The sequence below is a fragment of the Ochrobactrum sp. EDr1-4 genome (genome assembly GCF_049199085.1).
In the GTDB taxonomy this organism is placed as follows: Bacteria; Pseudomonadota; Alphaproteobacteria; order Rhizobiales; family Rhizobiaceae; genus Brucella.
In genome coordinates, this window is sequence record NZ_JBLZOF010000007.1 from 123,803 (window position 1) to 145,774 (window position 21,972).

Sequence of the window (21,972 nt, forward strand, 5' to 3'; positions counted from 1 at the left end):
AAACTCTTATCGTTAGAAATTGGTATTGATAGATCAAATAGAGATGTAATAAAAACTCATTAATCGGAAATAGCATGTCGCAAAAAATGAAAGCATTATTTGATCAAATTGAAGAACAGGTCAGAGATGGAGTAAAGGCGTCGATAAGACGAGAGAATCTTGATTATGTTGTACTTTTTATCTCTTTTACAGATGCTAAACAACGCGCTGAAACACATACGTTTCGCGCGACCAATTTTCGTGATTGCTGGAAAGCGGCCATCGAGAAGACAGTTCAATTGGTTGGTAAAAGCGATGCAGTAAGATGGCTCCGTGTTGATTGGATGGAAAACGTGGAGACGCTTAGTTGGAAAGCGCTCCAAAAGGACCTAAACAACACGAAGCGCAATTACTATCGCTACGGCTTATCACTGGATAAGCAATTTCGACACGCATTTTTAGAAACGGAACTGAATGCGAATGCCATGCTTTACGGGGGCGGGCAAATTCAACATGCAGTGATTAACACCAATAATTTTCTTCGATACGCAAAGATCCGCCACAGCTTGTCCAATGTCAGTATGAATGCCGATGACATCGTCTACAAGTTTTCGACACAAGCGGTATTCATCGACTGCGAGGAAAACACCGTTCACTTGATCTCAGGCGCAGGAAGAACGACTGGGCGTCGAACGATCGAGCGAATGTCAAAAGATGATATTTATGGACTTATTGATAGGGGAAGCAAGTTTCTTTCAACACAGGTCGACCAATCAGGCCGTTTCATTTACGGGTGGCACCCTTGTTTTGATCGCCCCATAAAGGCCTACAATAGCCTTAGGCATGCCAGCACTTTATATGCGATGATTGAAGCATGGTCTGTTACGCGAGATCCATTGCTTGGAGATGCGATCGAAAGAGCTATCGCTTATCTCACAGAAGAATTGATTAAGGTGGTGATTCATCAAAAGCATGATCTTGCATTTTTGGTTGATGAGAACGCTGAAATAAAGCTTGGAGGAAACGCGGTCTGTTTATTGGCGCTGGTTAAGTACAGTGAAGTGTTAATGACTGATCGATACCATGATATTCTCAATAAGCTTGCATGCGGAATATTATATATGCAGGATGAGGATGCTGGAAAATTTACTCATGTTCTGAATTATCCAGAACTAACAGTAAAATCAGATTTTCGCATAATATACTATGATGGAGAAGCAGCGTTTGGCTTGATGAAGCTTTATTCTCTCACAGGAGATGAACGTTGGATAAATGCCGTTGAAAAAAGTTTTAATTATTTTATCGCAGCCGAGCATTGGAAGGCCCACGATCATTGGCTCTCTTATGCGGTTAACGAAATTACGCGTTACAGGCCAAAGAGCGAATACTTTGTTTTCGGGCTAAACAACTTTAAAGACTATTTAGATTTTGTTGAAAATAGGATCACAACATTTCCAACTCTGTTAGAATTGATGATGGCCGCACAGGAAATGATATTGCGATTACAAACGTCCACGAAACACTCACATTTATTGGAAAGTTTGGACTTAGATAGGTTTTATCGCGCGTTGGAAGCCCGCGCCCATCATCTGCTAAATGGTCACTTCTGGCCGGAACTCGCTATGTTTTACGCAAATCCCTGGAAGATTAAGGGAAGCTTTTTTATTCGCCATCATGCGTTTCGCATCCGCATAGATGATGTTGAGCATTACTTATCTGGCTTGGTAGCGTTCCTGCATTACAGAAACTCAGCAGCGCCAATCAACCCACCAAAAGGTATTCAGAATGGGCGATATGCACATGATTACGAAATCACCTGAAACGGTATGGATATCATGGGGTGGTGATGTAAACATTGGACGGCGGTTCCATTATGCTTATCAAGAAAATACAGAAAATTTTTCTCTTGGTAGCATTTCTGCCCTCCAAAGGTCAGATTTGAATATCGCTAATTTAGAGTGTGTAATCGCAACGCATGGACAAGAAGGGCTGAACAAGGGAGAAAGGGCTTCATATTACTATCGCGCACGCCCCGAAATGCTCTCTGCCTTAAGAAAGGCGAACATACAACTGGTCGCGACGGCAAATAATCATAGCGGTGATTATGGCTCTGTCGCGTTAATGGAGCAAGCACAGTGGTTGAAAGCATCTGGGATTGATCATGCTGGGTCAGGTTCCACTCTCAAAGAGGCTTTTACACCTGTTATTCGCAGGGTGAAGGGCGTCACCATCGCATTTTTTGCGATTGATTCAACTCAAAGAAGTTTTGCTGCAACAGAGTTCGCGGCAGGGCATGCTTTTCTTGACATCACTAAACCAGATGTTTGGTATTCTTGTCTTAAACCGCTGATTGCCAAGGCGCGGCAGGTTGCGGACGTTGTTTTGGTAGCAATCCACTGGGGCGCAAATAATGAGCATTCTCCATCCCATAGTGAGATCTCTGTCGGACACGCAGTAGTTGACGCTGGTGCGGATGCCATACTTGGATCTTCCGCGCATGTCTTACAGGGCATCGAGATATACAAAAATCGGCCAATCATACATGATGCTGGTGATTTATTGTTTGATGCAATTAGGAGAAGTGACAAAGATACGGGGATCTTCACACTCGAAGTTAGTCGCTTAGGCGTAAAAAAAATATACTTCACTCCCCTGGAGATAGGATTTTGCACGACAACGAATTTGGATGAAATATCATCGTGTAATGCCACTCGGCGTTATGCGAAAAAGTGCGAAGAGTTTGGCACCAGCTTGCACGTTATGGATAATGGCGCCGGTGTGCTTGATTTGCATCCACCCATTCGACCTATCTTACAACAGGGGGGAAGTAGGGATTTCGTTTCAGAGAAACCTTACCAGCAGCCACTTCATTCACCACAATCCGCTTATGTTGTCGACGCAGTTCCAGAGGATATAAAGCTTTCCACACCAATAAAACTCGGCCCTTTGGAATTGGTAGGGGTTCGGATTAGTCCGGAAATATTAGTCAGCCGTGGTTTAATCTGGGTTGAATCCTACTGGGTTTTGTCTGAGGCTACCACACACGACTGGCGATTGGATTTCATAGCCGAAAATAGTGATGGCCTGGGTGTCGGGCGATGGGGCGTGTCTTGCGATCATGACCCATGTGACTGGATGTGGCCGACAAGTCGCTGGTCCAAAGGCACGATCTATCGTGACCTCTACGCCTTACGCCCACCTGTCGTCAAAAAATGGCAGGACGATGTCTTAAGTCTTTTTGTGGGTCTTAGAACTAAAGACGGGGTCATTGATCGAATAAAGCTTCCAATTGAAGTACCGTTTGCTCTGTCACCAACTGAAGCTTTTGCCGTACTCAGGGCAAACGTTCCCACCTATAAATTGGCGACAGACAAAAAGTTATCGCAATTGCCAAAAGTATTATGGGATGCGAACCAAATTGAACAAATCACGGGTGGCAAATGGATTACGGCTCCGCCGCCTCATTGGTACGTCGGTTCAATCTCACATAAGTCGAATATGATATTCAATGAGGATATGCCTGAACCTCGAATGTTTGTGGCTACAGATACTAAGATTGTTGCCCGTCACGAATTGTATTCGGAACTTTCCGGAAAGTTTTGGGATTCGCATCAACGGCTGGTGAAAATTCAGCATCGTCTCGCAGGTTCGATCATAGCGCGCCCATTGCCGGCTCTTTCCCCGTCATTGCCTGCGCTTCAAGTCGATGATCCCCTTCATGCGTTGATGCAGTTGGGTATAGCAGGTCGTCAGCGACTGCGGGGAAAAGTCGTTGCCGTTACGGGGAGTGCAGGGAAGTCAACTTTTAGTGCCATGCTGGCGCACGCTATGTCGTTTGATCAAAGTGTGAGTTCCAACGCGGGAACAAATTATAATTCCCGGGTCGGACTGCTTCATCTTTTAGCGAATACTTATGAGCATACCGATCTCGTGGTCATGGAAGCCGCAGTAAGCGCCATTAATGCCCCTAATTTTCAGAATATCAAACTAGCAAGGCCAGATATCGCAGTAATCACAAACATCGCGCCATCTCATCTGCCACCCGGAAAAGACCTGAATTATATCGCTCGAAGAAAAGCTAATATTTTTATGGGTGTCCAGCCTAAGGGTTGGGCCGTAATCTATCGGGAAACGCATTGTTTTGAATTGTTAAAAAGTAAAGCGGTTGAGCGTTGTCTTAATATAGTGACCTATGGTGAATCACTTGACGCTGACTTTCAGATCTTAAAATTTGACCCGGAATTGAATGCCATAACTGCGCGAACAATGGACGGTCGTATTGTCGAATATGCAATGGCAGCTCGAGGCCGGCATATGGCAATCAACAGCTTAGCCTGTCTGGCTGTTCGGAGTATTCTAGGACTAGAAATTGATGATTTTATTGAGAAATTGAGGACGTTTAATTCGCTTTCGGGACGAGGCGAGAATATTAGCATCCATTTTAACGGCAAATTGATAAATATTATCGATGAATCTTACAACTCCAACCCCCTCTCAATGGAATATGCTCTTTCGATATTCAATACACTTCCAAAACATTCACGCAAGATCCTCATACTTGGAGATATGCTGGAACTTGGCGATAATTCAATTAAATATCATGAAGATTTAGCTTTGCGTGTGGCTGCTTTAAAACCAGACTGCGTTCTTGCATGTGGAGCCTTAATGAAGTTTTTTTGGAATGCACTAGAGGGTATTTTGGAAACAAGTCCCTTCGGCAAATGGTACCAAAACGTTGAAATACTCCAAGCCGAATTGGCGCAGTGGCTTTCAGATGGCGATAATGTGCTTATTAAGGGATCAAATTCAGTCGGGCTGGGGAAACTGGTAAAATCGCTACAGAATAACGATATTATTTTTTCTACGTCGACATAATCCATAATGATTTTGTCATGCTTCCCATAAAAGATAACTGCTGCCGTTAGATATTGAACCTAAATGATTAGTGGCAGCCACAAGAATGAAGATAGGCCTGACCAATTCAATGAAGGCTAGCATGCAGGTTACAGCGTAAGCGTTCGCTGCGTTGCGCATGTTTCTTAGCTTGACGTATTAAAGCTCCATGGGAGCAGATCATCAAGGCAGCTTTGGGGATGTCCGGCTGCGATTGCAGTGAGTGTTGCTTTGAGATATGCAAAGGGTTCGACATCGTTGATTTTGCAAGTTTCGATCAGCGAAGCGATGCGGCCCCAAGCGATGCCGCCTTCGTCGAGACCTGCAAAGAGCGCATTCCTGCGATTGAGAGCGATAGGCCGGATGAGGTTTTAACCGTGTTGGGTCGATCTCTACGCGACCATCCGTTAAGAAGGTTTGCAGACCTTCCCATTGGTTATGGATATAGGTGAGCTTTTCTCCCAGACGGGATATGGCGGATACCTTGCAACGCTGTGTCTGAGGCCATTTTTGATCCCTGTCATAACCAACCAAGGATAGGGCGGGTTCTCGTGGCGCGTGGCAGAGACGCCAGCGACATTCCGCTATTTTCAACCTTTGGGCCAGATCAGCTTAACAGGTTTGAAGTCTGGACCGAAGAATACAAAGGCCTCCCTTCAAATATCAGCAATCGCATCCGCCCATTGCGTTTAACAACTGCGCGCTATGGGCCAGCTGGGCGATCCCCGCATAATTTGGGCGTGAGCCAATTTAGTAAAACTCTTATTTGAAAATGTGACATTTATCCTCAACCGTATCGTTGATTAGATTTTCCAGGTTTTTTGGTGCTTATCATCATGTTCTCCCTGCGTCTCGTCTGGCAATTCATGGTAGGGCGTGATGCGAGGTTGGGTTCCGTTCTATTAATGACGCACTCCGGGTCTCAACGCTGATTTCAGAGTGCTGGACTTCGAAATTGAAAACTCCCTTGGAACCAATTTTAGCGATGATCGTTGTTAAAATGAAGTTACAAAAACATAGTTTACGGAGATAGTTAAAATGAGCAGTACCTCAGATAAGGTATCCGGAAAGGCTAACGAACTCGCTGGTAAAGCTAAGCAATCAATCGGCAAAGCCATTGATAACAAAGAGATGCAAGCCAAAGGTCTGGCTCAGGAAACCAAGGGCGATGCACAGCAGGCCAAGGGTAAGGCCAAAGATGCCGTAAAGAGCGTTATCGATAAAGCCTGATAGATTGCGCATTTTATGAAAAGCTCATTGCTTTAAGCAGTGAGCTTTCTGCGTATCGTGGTAAACACGGTATCTGGTTTGCCTTGTCGATAGGGGCTGTTATATTTATTAAAGCCTAACAATATTTTCCTTAGACAACACTCTTTTCAGATGCTTTGCCATTTTAAATGCCAGCTCTACTTATCAATTTTCACAATAGGAACACGAATGAGCAAGAGGTATGATGCAGCGCGGTCTTGGACGTGGTAACCACTCTTTAGCTGTAGCGCAGGAACAATCGCGGCTTCCTGCACTAGCAGCTGTCGCCGCAGTCGTTGCTATTCTCTATTTTGCTCAAGACGTTTTCCTGCCACTAGCCATTGCTGTGCTCTTAACCTTCATGCTGGCGCCGATTGTCGCTTATCTCAGACGTATCGGTTTGCCGCGTTTGTTTGCCATTATCACCAGCGTTACGGGCGGGTTTCTGATTATTGGATTGTTTGGCGCAATCTTGGCATTTCAAGTCAATGAAGTTGGTCAGAACATCGCGACTTATCAATACAATATCATCGAGAAAATTCGTACGCTTAAAGAAACTGGGACCGATAATGGTCTGCTTAATCGGCTGAACAGCTTTGCGGAACGTATTGGTGCGGAAATCAGTCAGGACGAGGGACAAACTGTCGATAAGGCCGTCTCAGGACAGCCCCAGCGAAAGCCGATTCTCGTAGAAATATTTTCACAGCGAAATCCGATTCAAACGCTTGAAACAATCGTGGGGCCGCTTATCGGGCCGCTTGCGACTATGGGGCTCGTTATTGTGGTGGTGGTCTTCATGCTTCTCGAGAGAGAAGAATTACGAGATCGGTTTATCCGTCTGGTGGGTCATGGGGATCTTCATCGAACCACCTCAGCTTTGCAGGAGGCGGGTACGCGTGTGGGGCGCTATCTGCTCACACAGCTGGTCGTAAATATCAGTTATGGCGTGCCGTTGGGCATTGGGCTTTGGATTTTAGGTGTACCGAACGCACTTTTATGGGGCATGCTGGCAATAGTTTTACGATTTGCGCCATATATTGGTCCGGTTATCGCAGCGATAATGCCACTCTTTCTGGCATTTGCGATAGCACCCGGATGGGATCTTGTTTTATGGACCATCGCACTTTTCGTTTTGCTTGAACTCATCAGTAACAATGTAATTGAGCCGTGGCTCTATGGATCGCGGACCGGCCTGTCACCTTTAGCAATTATCGTTTCTGCAATTTTCTGGACATGGTTATGGGGTCCGATTGGATTGATACTCTCAACCCCACTGACCGTATGTTTGGTCGTTCTGGGGCGCTATGTTCCGCAGTTTCGCTTTCTTGAAATTCTTTTTGGATCGGAGCCGGTACTCAATCCCGAAGAGAGGCTTTATCAACGACTTCTGGCTGGTGATCCTAATGAGGCCACCGACAACGCGCTTGAATTATTATCAGACCAATTTTTAGTAGAATATTACGGCAATGTAGCCATTCCAGCGCTGCTAATTGCAGAACAGGATCGCATTCGCGGCGTTCTCAGTGACACACAGCTACAACAGATTTCACAGAGTTCCAGAATGCTGGTCGCAAATCTCAAACAAATAGCCGATGAAGAAGAGGATAATGAAGAAACTGTCTCTGTTGATGCAATATCAGACACTGAAGATGGCGAAATGTTGCAAATCCCCTCAGGTGAAAACAAATCTATAATTTGTGTAGGCGGTCGTGGTCCTTTGGATGATATTACGGCTGCGATGCTGGCGCAGGTTTTGTCGGTTCAGGCAGCGCAAACCAAGGTGATTGATCAGGAGCAAACTCAACCCAGTCAATTGCGCAAGGAAGACATTGCAGGTGCCACTGCGATTGTTCTTTGCGTGCTGGACTTATCCTCCGCACATCGCGCCAAGTTTACTCTACGGCGTTTGAGACGTCTCAATCCAGCGGCCCGTATCGGACTGGCATTATGGCAGATAACCACGAACGAGACGCCATTTGATCGCAAGAAATTGCAACAAGAAAGCCAGGCTGATTTTCTGGCACTCAACCTCGTGGAAGCTGCAATCGAGTGTCTTTCCGATACCAAGCCAGAAGTATTTGAAAATCTACGACCCATAATCTTAAGAAAGCTGCCCGGTAAACGAAACGGGTAAGCTCTATTCATCAAGTTTAAAACTATCAAAATTAAAAATAACGATTATTGAGAGCACATCCCTTTCGATCAGATCTGTGCATTAATCATTGAATTCAACTTTATAATGAGCGATGAAATATCGATAGGTTTGCGGATAACTTCGATATGCCGGAAGCGTTCAGGAATGGATGACTGATCACTATATCCAGTCATGAAAATGAATGGAATTCCGCGTTCAGAAAGATACTCTGCGACAGTCTCTAACGTAATGGAGCCAAGATTGAAATCCAGGATCGCTATGTGCAATTTGAAAGTCGAAAGGGCAGCCATAGCCTCTTCGGCATCACTGACCAGTCTTATGTCCTGCGCACCCATTTCGCGCAGTGTGTCTTCCACGTCCATAGCGATAAGACTCTGATCTTCAACTACGAGAATGGAAGTGCCCTTCAGTTGAGGTTTTTCTGATATATATAATGGAGCCTCCCTGATCATCATGAGTTCTTCTGAACCAACATATGCTGCGGGAATTTGAAATGTTGCGTAGAGCCCATCGGACTTGTGTTCGATATGAACTTTTCCCGGTAAGTCATATTCAAATGAGCTTCTGATCAGCTTGGTTCCAAAGCCGGTGTTTGTCGGCTGTACAACGACAGGACCTTGGCTCTCCTGCCAGACAATCCTGCATTCTCCATTCGCTTCGAGATGCCAGCTAATATCCAACCGGCCATTGCTCGTGGAGAGTGCGCCATATTTTGCTGCATTGGTCATCATCTCATGTACAACAAGTGACAGTACACTGTAGGCGCGCTGATCCAGACTGAGAGCTTCACCTTTAAGGGAAACTTTGTCCGAACCTGCACTGTCGCGATAAAGATTAGCCTCGCTTTCAATCAGCGTCTTAATCAGCCCACTTTTCGTAATGTCGAGAGAGTGATCATGTGCGACTGCGAGTGCCCGAAGGCGTCCTTCCAGTGTGTGTGCATAGCCTTCGACATTCTGTGCCCCCATGCCTGTTTGTTTGGCGATAGATTTGACCAGAGAAAGAATGTTTTTAACCCGGTGATTTAGCTCGGCATTGAGAATACGGGGGCGCTGTTCTGTTCTCTGGCCCTTTTAAGAAGATGTAGGGTAGAGTGTTGATCCAGCGTATCGCCATGCTGAAACCACGTGTCATTCATCCATATCACAGCACCGTGACTGGAAACAAGTTTCGCAAATTCGGGCAATTGTCCAATGAGGTCTTCACGCATCGAACTATTCACGCCAAGTCGAGAAACGATGGTATCCAACTTGGCTCGCACATCGGCAGCAGCTTGCAGTGTTGCGTGGCGTTCGCAGGCGGCAATGTGAAGTGAAAAATACTGGCCGAACAATTCGGCACCAGTACGCAGCGGCAGAGGTGTCACTTTGGGTGCGTCATGATGGCATGCAATCAATCCCCAGAGTTCTCTATCCACGATTACGGATATAGAAAGCGAAGCTGCGACACCCATATTGTTCAGGTACTGACAATGAATTGGCGAAACACTTCGCAACTGCGCAAACGACATATCAACTGGTTCTTCACCCAGGCTCAGTGCAGGGGTCAACGCTACAGGGTTGGATGTCGTATCGGAAATCATCCGAATGGTATTGTTAATGTAGAGCCTGCGCGCCTGAACTGGAATATCACTTGCTGGAAAATGCTGTCCCATAAAGCTCGTTAATGATGCCGATTTCGCCTCAGCAATAACACGACCGGCGCCGTTATGAAGAAAGCGATAATCCATCACCCGATCATAACCGAGCATGGCACGCATGAGACGTGCGGCCGCTGTTGCCGCAAGATCAACGCTTTCCTCGCGTCCGAGCCTGTGAATGACTGAGCGCGTCAGATCCAGCTCTTGTCTTGCTGTCTGGCCACGATCATGGCAAGGTTCAAACTCGATAAAAGTCTTACCATTGTGTGAGTGAACGATGGCATCGAACAACGTTGGCCGTCCAGGAAATCCCAAGCCTATTAAGATTGAAGATAGACCTGGTTCTCTTGCTTTGGCGGCAGCATTGCGAAAATCATGCGCATTTTTCTCGCCGATGATCAATGAAATTTCCGTTCCAGGGATCAAATCGCCACTATAGCCCGTTAATGAAGCAACATTGGAAGAGGCATACAGCAAGCGCTGGCTTACCGGATCAACAACAAGCATAAAACCATGTGTCTGTATTGAGCCCGGAATATGAATAGGTTCGCGATCGCAATTTGTGAGGTTAACCGGCTCAGATAGGGACATTACGAACGGCACACTTTCTCACGAAGTCAAATCAAACGGGTATTTGTCGAGGGGTCTGATAATAACAATGGTGAATTATTCGTTTGCAATGCACCACAAAGCTTGTCGATTGGCTTCTTTTCATTTCCGCTATCGGCAAATCCAAATTTCCAATCAGCTATATTCGTTATGTCTAAAAGTAACATATCAAACGGCAACCATCTGTCCACTTATGGACAGTTCCAGAGTGAATAAAGGAAACGCTTTCGATGAGCATTCAATCGATGCAAGATTTCTCAGATAACCTGCTGTTGATGATGCTCAGCGAGGAGGATCGGAAAAAATTGCTCCCCCATACAATTACCGCTGATCTGGAGGCACTTACTATTTTGCATAAAGCCGGTGACGATGTTGTAAATACATGGTTTCCTTGCGGACCCGCGATGGCCAGTTTTCAGAGATGGGTTGATGAGGACAACAGTGCCGTCGAAATTGCACTAATCGGCAGAGAAGGTGCAATAGGTGGCATCGTTTCAAATGGTAGCCTTCAAGCCTACGCAACAGCAATAGTGCGTAATTCCGGGCGGTTCTACAGGATTAAAACATCTGCTCTTGAGCAGGTCAAAATGGAATCGATAACTTTACGTCACTGGTTTGCGCGATACTCAGATTGCCTGATGGCGCAAGTCTTTCAAACGGCAGCCTGCAACGCAACCCACACAATTACCCAGCGAACGGCAAAATGGCTGCTGTCTGCATCTGCCAGAACAAACTCAGATCATTTTGAACTCACCCATGACCAGTTATCCGAAATGCTTGGTGTAGGACGAACGTTTGTAACAAGGACGATAGGGCAACTCCGCGCAGAAGGGGTTATTTCAACAAAGCGTGGTGTTGTTATCATTGAGGATGAGGCCGCTTTGCGTAAAAAGTCATGCGACTGCACCACAGCCATTGAAGATCATTACGATGCAGTGATGCACGGAATTTATTAGGGCCCATTCAAAGAGGTTTAAAACACTTCTCGGAAAAAATGTTCGTTAAGATAAGAGTTTAAAACGTAATCGGGGGCAAGCTCGTGACAATCAAGGAGGGTGGCACAGTTATTCTTCATACAAACGCTTAGCTCACGGAACCGATAACGTATTCATGCGTTTATTCAGTATCCAAACAATAAGTTTGAATATTGGAGAAACATCATGAAAATCAGCACCATAGCGCTAGTCGGCGCATGTTTTCTTGCGCCTTCTGTTGCCTTTGCTCAAACTTCGGCTCCCGATACGGGTTCGACGGCGAAAGAGACGCCGGCGGTTAGTACACCAAGCGATAAGAACCCCGACGCACCAGTGAAAGGCGAGAATAGCTTCACTGAGGATCAGGCAAAATCCCGAATTGAAGAAGCCGGATATAGTGGTGTCATGGATCTTAAGCTCGGGGAAGATGGGATTTGGAATGCCTCTGCAATGAAGGGGGCAGACAAGGTTCAGGTCCAGCTTGATTATCAGGGAAATGTAACCACGAAGGCAATGTAAAGCTCGTTTCAGAGCCGCCTTCATCTTTCAAAACAATCTTTATCGGAGCGTAAAATGAAAACTGTTACCGGACTATTTGATAATTATGATGCGGCGAAAGATGCAGTTAACCGCTTGGAAGCTGCTGGCTTTCCGTCTGATGATATTTCTATCGTTTCTCATCACCGGGAAGGTGAAAGCAATGCTGGAGCAGGTGCGGGTGTGGGCGCCGGAATAGGTGCGGCAATCGGCGGTGCCGGCGGTTTGTTAACCGGCTTGGGAATTATGGCGATCCCGGGTGTTGGTCCGGTTGTCGCTGCGGGTTGGCTCGCAGCGACTCTGGCCGGTGCAGTTGGTGGTGCCGTGGTTGGTGGCGTAGCAGGTGGCCTTATTGGAGCACTGACGGAGTCGGGCGTTTCAGAAGAGGATGCGCATGTTTATGCGGAAAGCGTCCGTCGTGGTGGCTCACTGGTGACTGCGCGCGTCCCTGAAAACAGGGCAGCTGAAGCAGACGCAATTCTGGCAGGCGCATCACGCGTTGATGTTGTCGCACGTCGCGAGGTATATACCCGCGAAGGCTGGCAGAATTTTGATCCCAACGCTGAACCCTATACGTCAGAAGAGATTGAACGAGAAAGAAACCGATACCTTTAATGAATTAAAAGCGAGCCTTGCGGCTCGCTTTTTTTAAGCTGGCTCTTTCGTATGTTGACAGTGTCTATGACATATCGGAGCCAATTATAGATCTCATTTAGATGTATAAATTACGATGATGTAAATATCATAGGCATGAATATTCCTCTTGCTTTTATCTTCTGCACTAGTAACGAGATCAGATAAATATACTCTGCAATATTTTCTTATAAGTTTCCTACTAATTCTGGATGAGTGACTAAGATTATCAAAAAACGGTGGAATTACGTCCCATCATAAAAATTTAAATTTCTGCCGTTTTCGATGTGGTTAAATTATAAGATTCATTACAGTCGCCGAGCCGGGAAATAGTGCAAAACTGATTCAAATATCAGAAATCCTTGAATTCCATGCAACCATTTTGTGGTTGCAACGGTTTATATTAGCAATTTCGCATAGCGCCGGGATCAACACTCTTAACTTCTTGCCGTCTTTAATTCAGATATGGCTAGAAACCTCCAAACCTATTGGCTGAAGTGGCTCGCTTTGGCTTTGTCAGGAACTTATGGATACACTATGTTAGAAGATCTTTACCGTCTCCTTAGAAGCGGGCATGTGCAAGCACAGGGCGTTGTGGATACGATGACCCAGCCGATCGTGGTTCTTAATCAGAATTTGCACGTGATAACTGCAAACAATGCTTTCATCAAAACGTTTAAAGTGGAGCGGGATGACATCCTCGATAAGAGCTTCTTTAGTCTTGGCGATGGACAGTGGAATATCACGGAACTACGACATCTGATCGCTGCAGTCATTCCCAGAGCGGTTGCCGTCATTGGATTTGAGGTTAAGCACGATTTTCCGTCTATTGGTCCTCGCAGCTTTCTGGTCGACGCACGCCGCTTGGTTCAATCTGATGACAATAGTTCAAATATTCTTGTTCTCTTCGATGATGTGACAGAGCGTCAGCACCAAACGGCGGAAATGGAGTTTATCATTTCTGAAACACGCCATCGGATGAAGAATTTATTCTCCGTTGTGCGCGCAATCGCAATGCAAACAGAGGTGAAGGACGTAACGGCGGCCGAATTTCGCCAGGTGCTGCTGGGGCGATTGGAAACGACGTTCCGCGCACAGGAAATAGCTGCCACGAACGAGACCGCTGATTTTGACTTGCTGGTGAAACAATCCGTTAGCGAACCAGGCTTAAATCGGATTCGATGTGTTGGTCCATCCGTGGAAATAGCAGCTTCAAAAGTTCTGCCTGTTAGCATGATTTTTCACGAACTTACTACAAACGCCGTGAAGTACGGGGCTCTTTCTGTATCAGACGGCGAAGTTGATATTTCTTGGCGCTTGGAGCTTGGTCCGAAAGACCGTACATACGTCGTGTGTCACTGGCGCGAAGAGAATGGCCCGACAGTTCAGGAGCCTGTCCGTACGGGATACGGCACGAGTTTAATCAAGGCGACGGCGGCTCAAGCTGGCGGAACCGTGGAACTAAACTACGAGAAGAATGGTTTAATCGCCACGATCAGAATTGCAGTGTGAGGATATGAATAAAATCACGGTGGACGACATCAAAAACAAAGACCTCATTCTTGTTGTGGAAGATGAGATGTTTATCGCGATGGAGATTGAGCAGGCACTTGAGGACGGAGGGTTTCTGGTACTAGGTCCGGTAGGATCTGTCAGCTCCGCCTTAGATCTACTGGAACAAGACAGCCCTTACGCCGCCGTTCTTGACTTTAACCTCGGTCGGGAGAAAGTAACCCCTGTTGCGCTTAAGTTGCAATCTCGCGGTATTCCTTTCGTGCTTACGAGCGCCACGTCTGACACAGAACTTGCTCGCTATGGTGTTCTGGCTGCCGTCAATAACCTCGGAAAACCAACGGATATGAAGCGTCTTGTCGAGGCAGTTCGTGCGTTCAAAGCGTGAAAATCCACTGCTGCGTCCAGGAGAAAACTGCTGGCGCATTGAGAGTGCGGATCGGTTTGCCTTCATTGTTGACGGGGCTGACTATTTCATATTTCTGCGCAATGCGCTCCTGAACGCCAAACGTTCAATTATGCTCGTCGGCTGGGATTTTGACACTCGTATCACGTTTGGTGATAACGCTGATGGCGGACCAGAGCGGCTTGGTGATTTCATTTTATGGCTTGCGGATCGCACACCTTCACTGGAAATCCGTCTTTTGCGCTGGGACACGGGTGCGTTCAAAGCTATGCTGCGCGGTAACACGCTCTGGACGATATTGCGGTGGAAGGCACATCCTCGTATTACGTTGAGGCTGGATGCAAAGCATCCCATTGCAGGATCACACCACCAGAAGATCGTTGCCATTGATGACAGTCTTGCCTTTTGCGGCGGCATCGATCTAACGATGCAGCGCTGGGATACGCGCGAACATATAGATGGCGATCCCAGGCGAACCAGTCCTGACGGCCACATCCAAACACCGTGGCACGATGCTACCAGCGTGTTTGATGGAGATGCTGCCAAAGCGATCGGGGATTTGGCGCGTGCTCGTTGGAAGGCTGCTACAAAGGAAGCTTTACAGCCATGCGAGCAAACCCACGATTGCTGGCCTCATAAGCTAAATCCGACGTTTCAAGATCTAAAGCTCGGAATTGCTCGGACCCTTCCTAAGATGAGCAATCAGGAAGCTATTCATGAGATAGAAACGGCTTGGCTTGATATGATCGGTCATGCGAAGCGTATGATCTATGCGGAGAGCCAATATTTTGCATCGCGCAAGATAGCCCATGCAATTGCCCAGCGCCTTTTGGAGGAGAATCCTCCTGAAATCATAATTGTGACGCCGCACTCTGCCGAGGGGTGGCTCGAACCAATAGCAATGAATACTGCACGAGCAAAATTAATGGAGGCTCTACAGCGCCTGGACCGAAACCACCGCTTGCGTATGTTCCATCCTCAGACTGAGGGTGGTGAACCAATTTATGTTCATGCGAAAGTTATGGTGGTGGACGATGAAGTTCTGCGTGTTGGATCATCAAATTTCAACAATCGCTCAATGCGGTTGGATACAGAATGTGATGTTATTTTTTCTACCGATATGAATGACGAAAAGCCACTGAGCGCCCAGATAGCCAACCTTCGAAATGATTTGCTCGCTGAACATCTCGGTGTTGATGTCACAGTCGTATCCCAGACACTTAAGGAAACTGGTTCTCTGATTGCTACTATCGATGAACTTCGTGGTAACGGACGGAGTTTGGTTCCTTATGAATTACCCGAGCTATCGGGGTTAGAAGAGTGGTTGGCCGAAAATGAGATACTCGACCCAAATGGACCAGACGAGATTTTTGAAAACACGAGCAATCGTGGATTATTCAAAGGATGGGAAAAGCTTAGGTCGCGCATGCCATCCAAAATAAAATAAGGAGATCGCACTTCTATAGATAATTGAGGATCGGCCCCAACTCCTCAGTTTGTGAACATCATATTATTGCAGAAGTGCGCCCTTCATCGGCGGCATTTAGGGGCAAAGTCAGCAGCCTTCGCTGCTCAATAAATATTGGTACCTGTCTGGCCGAAAATCCCAACCCAGGCGAAGCCGAACAACCAGATAGGTCTTAACTAACAACGTCATGATAACTAGTTGGAAAACAAGAGTTTAAATGTAATGTATCGGAATTGAAACAGGCTTGGTAGTTTCCTTTGCCTTCGCAAAGATGGCGTTGCGGCCTAAAAAAAATAGTATGATCGCAAAGGCCGCAATTCCTCCATGGACCAAATAAGATAAACCATAGCCGCCGCACTTCTCCGTGGACGGTTCGGGAGCATTCCCGATCACGTTGCCCGCCTATGAGATCAAACACTATGCGACCATCGATACGACCTTCCCCTATCTTTCGTTCGAAGTCGAAACACCCTGATTTGCAGCAGCGGGCCGGACGCGCTATATTGAGTTGATAGGAGATCGACGATGCTTTTGAAGAAGTACGACGAGAACGAGGAAGCCCTCAAGGAAATCGGCCGCGAAGCAATTGCCGAGCGCCGTCGTCTGGGCTTGCCGATCTCCGCCAAGGATCTGGCGAAAAAGGTCAAGGATCGAATCGAACACGAGGACATTCGTGTTCATGCCGCCATGGGGCGGTAATCATTGGCTAAGCCATCTTGAATCATTCTGGGCGGCCCCAACGGGTACGGCAAGTCCTCTGCCTATGACAAGCTGCAGCTCGATGGCGTTTGGATCAATGCGATGAGGTCTCCAGGGAGCTCACCGGGACCGGTGGCGGGCGAGCGGCGGCCATCCACAAGCTCGCGGAGATGATCGCCCCCAAAACATCATTCATCTACGAGATCACCCTGAGCAAACAGCAAGCCGTCACCATGATGCGCGATGCCATGGCGGCCGGGTTTTTTATCGGCCTCTATTACGTCGTCCTGGCAATGGCACCCGAGGCAATAGGGTTCTAAAACCGCCAGTACGAAATGAGGGCCACGATCCGGCCGTCGCGCAGATCTTCGAAACCAAGTATTTCCAGCCGCTGGACACCAATGCTGCGGAAACCCTTGAACTGCTATACCGGCACGGTCATCTCGCGGATTGGACTTGGGAGAGCAGATCAGCCTGGAGGCGCTTTATACTGTCGCTTCCCCTGCGATGGCCTGAAGACATTCACATGTTTCGGGAGTGGTGGATTGAGGATTTCCGCCGAGTAAGTGGGAAGGCTGAAAGGAAATATCAGGAGAAGCGGTCGGGGGGAGAACCAGCCACGTTTACAGAATATCTGCTCGGCCTACTTGCCGTGGCTAAATAGTCGGCCATATTCAATACGTTGAACACCCTACCAGGGCATGATGAGGTCGAAACATCGATCAAAACGATGCACTGGCGCATCCTGCAAACCCGGCCTCCGCTCCTCTACTCCTGACATCGGATCGTCCGGTCATCAGGACAAAATGGTCTGGACAGCAATGGCAGCCATATTGCCTTGCTAATTGGCCCTCGGTTTCTGTTCATCGCCTCCCACGATGCAGACTTCCTTCGCGGCTTACTGCGGGCCAATCAGACCGCACTCGTGAAGGAATGCAATGGACAGATCGTTGAAGCGCGGTGCGCTACGTCTTTGCATCTGATGAGCGCCAGACACGGTTCGGTAAGCAGTCTCAGCCTCGGGACATGGAGAGCATAGTCAGGAATTTGAGCAAGGTGAAAGGCCCATTTTCCAGATTCCGATAAGGAAGCTTGTCGGACCTCAGGCTGTCGTAACCACCTCCGCATGTAAAGGAATTATCGGATGCTGAAAGCAGACCAATGATCGTCGCATAAAAGTGAAAATAACGGCGGGAAGCCAGGTTGCAACAGCGACGTTCATCGACAATGCCACCACGAGAGAACTAATCGCTCGCTTTCCGCTGACCGTTCCCATGAAGGACCCGTATTCGCGGGAGTTGGTCTATCGGTTTAAGGGTATGCGTCCTGAGGGTGTTTTTACCCCTCCGGGTCTTGACCGCGCGTTGCAAATGCCGGGTTCGCTCGGCGGCATGAATTGGGGGTCGGTCTCTATTGATCCGACGGCCAGCTACATGTTTGTCAATGATATGCGTCTTGGTCTTGCCAATTACATGATCCTTCGTGATCAGGGTAAAGCTGGCAACAGCATCGAAATGGGCGTAGTTCCTCAGCTTGGCACACTCTCGCCTCTTGGTGTGCCATGTCAGGCGCCACCAATTGGTACACTCACGGCGGTTGATCTGAAAACGCATCAGCTTGTTTGGCAGCTACCTGTCGGAACGGTTCAGGATACAGGCCCTATGGGTATTCGCATGGGGCTGCCATTGCCATCGGTATGCCAACGCTTGGACCAACACTTGCGACCCAATCTGGCCTTGTGTTCTTTGCAGGAACGCAACACTTCTACCTCCGCGCATATGACGGGCGGACAGGTAAGGAAGTTTGGAAGGCAAGGTTGCCCGTGGGTAGCCAGGGTGGGCCATTGACTTACCGCTCGCTGGAGACCGGCAAGCAGTATGTTGTTATTTCTGCAGGTGGTGCGCGTCAGTCACCTGACCGTGGTGACTATGTTATTGCCTAGGGTCTTGTGGACTAATCATTGAAAAAGCACTGCCGGGGGAGTTGCCCCGGCAGTGCTTCAAATTTTGACCTTATCCCTCATCAATGTTGATGAGGGGCACGTAGTAATACCTCGCTGACTGATAAATGCTCAGCTATACGTCTGATTTTAAACGCATAAATTAAAGTTACTTCTTCAAAGCTTCAACATCAATGTCGAGCTTGAAGTTAGGTCCAAGGCCAGAATCAGCTAGTTTTGGAATATTGAATTCTGTTGCATCGAACTCACCGGTTGCTGAAAAACCGGTTTTAATTTTACTGGCATCCCAAGGCAAACCTGATTCTTCATTCCAGATCACTTCAAGTGTAACAGGCTTACTATTTCCAGCAATCGACAAGTCGCCGGTTACTTTCGCAGTTTTGTCGCCGGTCTTTTCAATTTTCGTGCTCTTGTAGGTAATTTCTGGAAATTCTTCAGCGTTCAAAAAATCAGGGCTCTTGAGGTGCGTATCACGCTGCTCATGATTGGTATCGATGCTGGCAGCCTGAATTTTCAGGTCAAACGAACTGTTCTCAACGTTGTCTTTATCAAATGAAATCGTACCAGATACATCTTTGAATGTGCCATGTGCATTAGCCCAGCCATTGTGGTTGGTCTTGAAGCTAACCCATGCATGGGTAGGATCAATATCGTAAGCGTCTGCGGCAAAGGCGTTTCCGGCCATTACCAGCCCGAGAACAGTTGCGGTTGTCGCAAGAAATTTCATTTGGATTTCCTTTTCGATTGGACGTATCAGCCAGCAAACTGCATGCCAGCCACGAGAATACCTGCAAGTGCAGGGACGGCTACTATTACTCCTAAAAGGAGTGGTCGAAGCAGATAGGGCACGCGACCCGCTACAGGTGCGTAAACATATGACAATGGCACAGCTGTGAGAGTGCAGGTCGCCAGGATAAGCGCTGAGCCCGAGGCTTTGGGTGCAAGAATACCCGTGACGAGCACGCCAATAAAAGCGACCCAACTTATAGCGAGTGCGCCTTGTCCTTTAAGCGCAAAAGCCTGTGCATCACCTCTGAGATATCGCACATAAGAGACGAATAAATAGCCCCCAAACATGACGGACAGAGCGGCGTTGAACATCAACATACCCATATATCCGCCTAGTATTGCAATCAAAGCACCAGCGACTGACGTGGCAAATACGGCTTGTGGAAGAACGTTGGGCAAAGGCTTTGCCTTAGCTACTGCAAAACATCTATACAGGAAGGCGCCGGCCACGGTTAGAAAAACGAGAATTGTAACGACAGTCGCTTTTTGACTGTTATTCATCAGAATAGATTTTCCCATCCACCAAGTCGGCAGGGCTACCGTCAATGCAAAAGCCAGGCCCCAATAAATGATACTTCGACGAAAAGACAGCCTTGCGGAAATTGCAAAAAATAAACCTCCAGCAAACAGTATGTACGGAAATTTATGTGCAGCTCTCACCGGTGGAAAGCCTGGAAAACCGTCTAAAACGATTATGATGACACATGCAAACAACGGAGCGAGAAACGCGATGACCAGATTTCGCTGCTGCTCAAGTCGGTAAGTTGCAAGCGCCAGAATTGCGCCAAGAAGAAGCGGAAATGCAATGACTTTAATGATAATGGATTGTAGCATTAGGGCCCGTTGAATTTTTCAGTTCATTTGAAATATTCATACAGCTTAATTTTGATATTCGATCATAACGTTTATTTTATTCCGATAAACATACTGTCTATAAAAATTGAACAGTTCGATCAGAAACGTTTCAAGAAGTGCATCGTGCTTTTGATGACGTCGTCCCGATGGCCACTTTTCAGCTATGTCTTTCAAAAGTGTATTGAGGCTTCGTTTTACACGCTTGGATTAGAGCGAGAATTCATGACTCTTTTCAAAGCGCTCCAGACGCGTTTGGAGCTATTAATGGCGTCAAATGGGTCGACTTACGATTGGAGGCTTTTCGGGGAGTTCATACTTCGCCCGCCAAAAGATCGCGGCGGCTCTGGAAAAGGAGAGACTGCTCATCGTCGACCCAGCTTGCTTTAGCCCTCTCCAGCCCACCACTATAGCCCTTGCCCACGTCGGCTTGTCCAGGCGTTGCGCCAGATCGAGATGCGTGATGGTCGTGCCATAGCGCACTTTCATCAGATGCGACCATGCATCCTGCAGGAACGGATTACCTGTGGGAGCGATAGGCAAATTGATAACTTGAAGCGCTCCGCGAAAGTAAGCCGCGATCTGTACGGCGACATGCGCCACGCAATCGTCTTCGCGGATAAGTTGGTCAGAGGACTGCCAGTTAACATCTACCCGGGTGTCGCCCACGACATCGAGGCGAACCAGAGCACCGCCGTCATTCTCACGTGTGGGTACCCCGGGTAATGCAAGGATTATTTTTGGATCGCTCGAACGTGAGATCGATTACGGTCATTCGGAGAGCATACACCACATCGCCTCTGTGAGTATTTCGAAGATGTCGCCAAAGGCAGTTCCGAGTTTCAGTTATTTTCATTATCACTTTCAATAACAAATTCCATTCTGTCTGCGGAAAACCGCGTCAAAGAAAATTGTATGGGCTTTCCCTCGGTATCGATATTGATTGCGCGGGCTGTCAGCACGATTGCACCGGGAGATAATTTGAGGTGTTTGAGATCGTCAGGATCGGCATGGCGGGCGGATACCACAGTCGATTTTCTGAAATAATCGCTGACGCCTGCCGCTTTGAATGCTGAAGTGATCGAACCGCTGGCCGCATAATCTTCGGTGAAAGTCGGGAAAGCATTTGAATCTATCCAGTGGGTGGCGATTGAGATCGGGTGCCCGTCAGCGCTGTGCATGGTCTCTAACCGTAACGCTTCGGAGCCTATATCCATTCCGAGTGCCTGAGCGATGTCGGCAGTCGCAATTTCCAGAGAAGAGCTGAGCAGTATGCCCCGGGTTTCGCTCACTTGTGGGGCGAGTGCTTGCGAAATACGCGTGCGGCGCCCGATCTGGTAGGTGAGGCGTTTTGCATTGGCGATAAAGGTGCCGCGTCCTTGTTCCGCGCGCAGGACGCCTTCCTGCGTAAGAGCCGCAATTGCGCTGCGCACGGTGTGACGATTGACGCCAAATCGTTCTGCCAGGTCCATTTCGGCAGGTATGCGTGCGCCCGTAGCAAGTTTCCCGGCCATGATGTCGCCGCGTATCTCGTCGGCAATCTGCCGCCAGATGGCTACACCGCTGTTTCTCTCAATCCGTCCACTCTTTTTCATCTGCGCCTTTGTCGTCAATTGTCA

Annotated in this window: 19 protein-coding genes and 4 pseudogenes; 15 read left to right on the plus strand and 8 right to left on the minus strand. The window is 47.7% G+C overall.

The annotated features are described in order from the left end of the window. Nucleotides 1-74: 74 nt before the first annotated feature. Together ACOZHT_RS18965 and ACOZHT_RS18970 are read left to right on the plus strand one after the other, a co-directional pair. Nucleotides 75-1,799 carry a hypothetical protein gene (locus ACOZHT_RS18965; protein WP_421566248.1) on the plus strand — a complete coding sequence of 575 codons (1,725 nt, stop codon included), beginning with the start codon at nt 75-77 and terminating at the stop codon, nt 1,797-1,799. After that, nucleotides 1,765-4,854, plus strand: coding sequence for a CapA family protein (locus tag ACOZHT_RS18970; protein WP_421566249.1), 3,090 nt, complete (start codon nt 1,765-1,767; stop codon nt 4,852-4,854). Before ACOZHT_RS18965 ends, ACOZHT_RS18970 begins: the two co-directional genes overlap by 35 nt. A 164-nt stretch (nt 4,855-5,018) precedes the next feature. Here ACOZHT_RS18970 and ACOZHT_RS18975 read toward each other — a convergent pair whose 3' ends face one another. Both ACOZHT_RS18975 and ACOZHT_RS18980 read right to left on the minus strand, forming a co-directional pair. Then, the gene (locus ACOZHT_RS18975) at nt 5,019-5,237 is read right to left on the minus strand and encodes a transposase domain-containing protein (protein WP_421566294.1); all 219 of its coding nucleotides are present in this window, start codon (nt 5,235-5,237) and stop codon (nt 5,019-5,021) included. A 79-nt stretch (nt 5,238-5,316) separates the two neighbouring features. Further along, nucleotides 5,317-5,406 (minus strand): annotated as a pseudogene (locus tag ACOZHT_RS18980) (hypothetical protein); the annotation flags it as partial. On the opposite strand from ACOZHT_RS18980, the pseudogene ACOZHT_RS18985 reads away from it, so the two are divergent. From ACOZHT_RS18985 to ACOZHT_RS18995, 3 genes and pseudogenes are all read left to right on the plus strand, one after another. Beyond that, nucleotides 5,379-5,642 (plus strand): annotated as a pseudogene (locus tag ACOZHT_RS18985) (transglutaminase family protein); the annotation flags it as partial. The pseudogenes ACOZHT_RS18980 and ACOZHT_RS18985 overlap by 28 nt on opposite strands. Nucleotides 5,643-5,910: 268 nt before the next feature. Beyond that, entirely contained in the window at nt 5,911-6,102 is a 192-nt protein-coding gene (locus ACOZHT_RS18990) for a CsbD family protein (RefSeq protein ID WP_421566250.1), read from the plus strand. 223 nt (nt 6,103-6,325) lie between these two features. Then, entirely contained in the window at nt 6,326-8,254 is a 1,929-nt protein-coding gene (locus ACOZHT_RS18995) for an AI-2E family transporter (RefSeq protein WP_339512074.1), read from the plus strand. 68 nt (nt 8,255-8,322) lie between these two features. Here the strand turns inward: ACOZHT_RS18995 and ACOZHT_RS19000 are convergent, their stop codons facing one another. Together ACOZHT_RS19000 and ACOZHT_RS19005 are read right to left on the minus strand one after the other, a co-directional pair. Further along, nucleotides 8,323-9,318 (minus strand): HWE histidine kinase domain-containing protein, encoded by a 996-nt coding sequence (locus tag ACOZHT_RS19000; RefSeq protein ID WP_339512076.1) that lies wholly within the window; start codon nt 9,316-9,318, stop codon nt 8,323-8,325. Next, a complete protein-coding gene (locus ACOZHT_RS19005) occupies nt 9,300-10,421 on the minus strand; it encodes a GAF domain-containing protein (RefSeq protein WP_421566251.1) in 1,122 nt (373 codons plus the stop codon). The genes ACOZHT_RS19000 and ACOZHT_RS19005 overlap by 19 nt, the downstream gene beginning before the upstream one ends. A gap of 332 nt (nt 10,422-10,753) precedes the next feature. Between ACOZHT_RS19005 and ACOZHT_RS19010 the strand changes: the two genes are divergently transcribed. From ACOZHT_RS19010 to ACOZHT_RS19055, 10 genes and pseudogenes are all read left to right on the plus strand, one after another. Next, nucleotides 10,754-11,479 carry a Crp/Fnr family transcriptional regulator gene (locus ACOZHT_RS19010; protein ID WP_339511815.1) on the plus strand — a complete coding sequence of 242 codons (726 nt, stop codon included), beginning with the start codon at nt 10,754-10,756 and terminating at the stop codon, nt 11,477-11,479. A 204-nt stretch (nt 11,480-11,683) separates the two neighbouring features. Continuing rightward, complete coding sequence (locus ACOZHT_RS19015; protein WP_339511817.1) at nt 11,684-12,016, plus strand: PepSY domain-containing protein; 333 nt, start codon at nt 11,684-11,686, stop codon at nt 12,014-12,016. A 54-nt stretch (nt 12,017-12,070) separates the two neighbouring features. Then, nucleotides 12,071-12,649, plus strand: a complete 579-nt coding sequence (locus ACOZHT_RS19020; RefSeq protein WP_339511819.1) for a general stress protein — start codon at nt 12,071-12,073, stop codon at nt 12,647-12,649. Nucleotides 12,650-13,204: 555 nt separating this feature from the next. Continuing rightward, the gene (locus ACOZHT_RS19025) at nt 13,205-14,179 is read left to right on the plus strand and encodes an HWE histidine kinase domain-containing protein (protein ID WP_421566252.1); all 975 of its coding nucleotides are present in this window, start codon (nt 13,205-13,207) and stop codon (nt 14,177-14,179) included. Between the two features lie 4 nt (nt 14,180-14,183). After that, nucleotides 14,184-14,567, plus strand: a complete 384-nt coding sequence (locus ACOZHT_RS19030) for a response regulator (protein WP_421566253.1) — start codon at nt 14,184-14,186, stop codon at nt 14,565-14,567. Continuing rightward, complete coding sequence (locus tag ACOZHT_RS19035) at nt 14,551-16,032, plus strand: phospholipase D-like domain-containing protein (RefSeq protein ID WP_421566254.1); 1,482 nt, start codon at nt 14,551-14,553, stop codon at nt 16,030-16,032. Before ACOZHT_RS19030 ends, ACOZHT_RS19035 begins: the two co-directional genes overlap by 17 nt. A 546-nt stretch (nt 16,033-16,578) precedes the next feature. After that, nucleotides 16,579-16,752: a hypothetical protein gene (locus ACOZHT_RS19040; protein WP_421566255.1), complete on the plus strand. Its 174-nt coding sequence runs from the start codon at nt 16,579-16,581 to the stop codon at nt 16,750-16,752. Between the two features lie 89 nt (nt 16,753-16,841). Further along, nucleotides 16,842-17,072: a hypothetical protein gene (locus ACOZHT_RS19045; protein ID WP_421566256.1), complete on the plus strand. Its 231-nt coding sequence runs from the start codon at nt 16,842-16,844 to the stop codon at nt 17,070-17,072. Nucleotides 17,073-17,930: 858 nt separating this feature from the next. Continuing rightward, nucleotides 17,931-18,008 (plus strand): annotated as a pseudogene (locus ACOZHT_RS19050) (hypothetical protein); the annotation flags it as partial. 54 nt (nt 18,009-18,062) lie between these two features. After that, nucleotides 18,063-18,694 (plus strand): annotated as a pseudogene (locus tag ACOZHT_RS19055) (membrane-bound PQQ-dependent dehydrogenase, glucose/quinate/shikimate family); the annotation flags it as partial. 166 nt (nt 18,695-18,860) lie between these two features. Here the strand turns inward: ACOZHT_RS19055 and ACOZHT_RS19060 are convergent. The 4 genes from ACOZHT_RS19060 to phnF all read right to left on the minus strand — a co-directional run bounded on the left by ACOZHT_RS19060 (nt 18,861) and on the right by phnF (nt 21,948). Continuing rightward, nucleotides 18,861-19,397: a YceI family protein gene (locus ACOZHT_RS19060; RefSeq protein WP_421566257.1), complete on the minus strand. Its 537-nt coding sequence runs from the start codon at nt 19,395-19,397 to the stop codon at nt 18,861-18,863. A 68-nt stretch (nt 19,398-19,465) separates the two neighbouring features. Further along, the gene (locus tag ACOZHT_RS19065; RefSeq protein WP_421566258.1) at nt 19,466-20,002 is read right to left on the minus strand and encodes a hypothetical protein; all 537 of its coding nucleotides are present in this window, start codon (nt 20,000-20,002) and stop codon (nt 19,466-19,468) included. 664 nt (nt 20,003-20,666) lie between these two features. After that, the gene (locus ACOZHT_RS19070) at nt 20,667-20,855 is read right to left on the minus strand and encodes a hypothetical protein (RefSeq protein ID WP_339511833.1); all 189 of its coding nucleotides are present in this window, start codon (nt 20,853-20,855) and stop codon (nt 20,667-20,669) included. A gap of 340 nt (nt 20,856-21,195) precedes the next feature. Continuing rightward, nucleotides 21,196-21,948: a phosphonate metabolism transcriptional regulator PhnF gene (phnF, locus tag ACOZHT_RS19075; RefSeq protein ID WP_339512078.1), complete on the minus strand. Its 753-nt coding sequence runs from the start codon at nt 21,946-21,948 to the stop codon at nt 21,196-21,198. Nucleotides 21,949-21,972 lie beyond the last annotated feature (24 nt).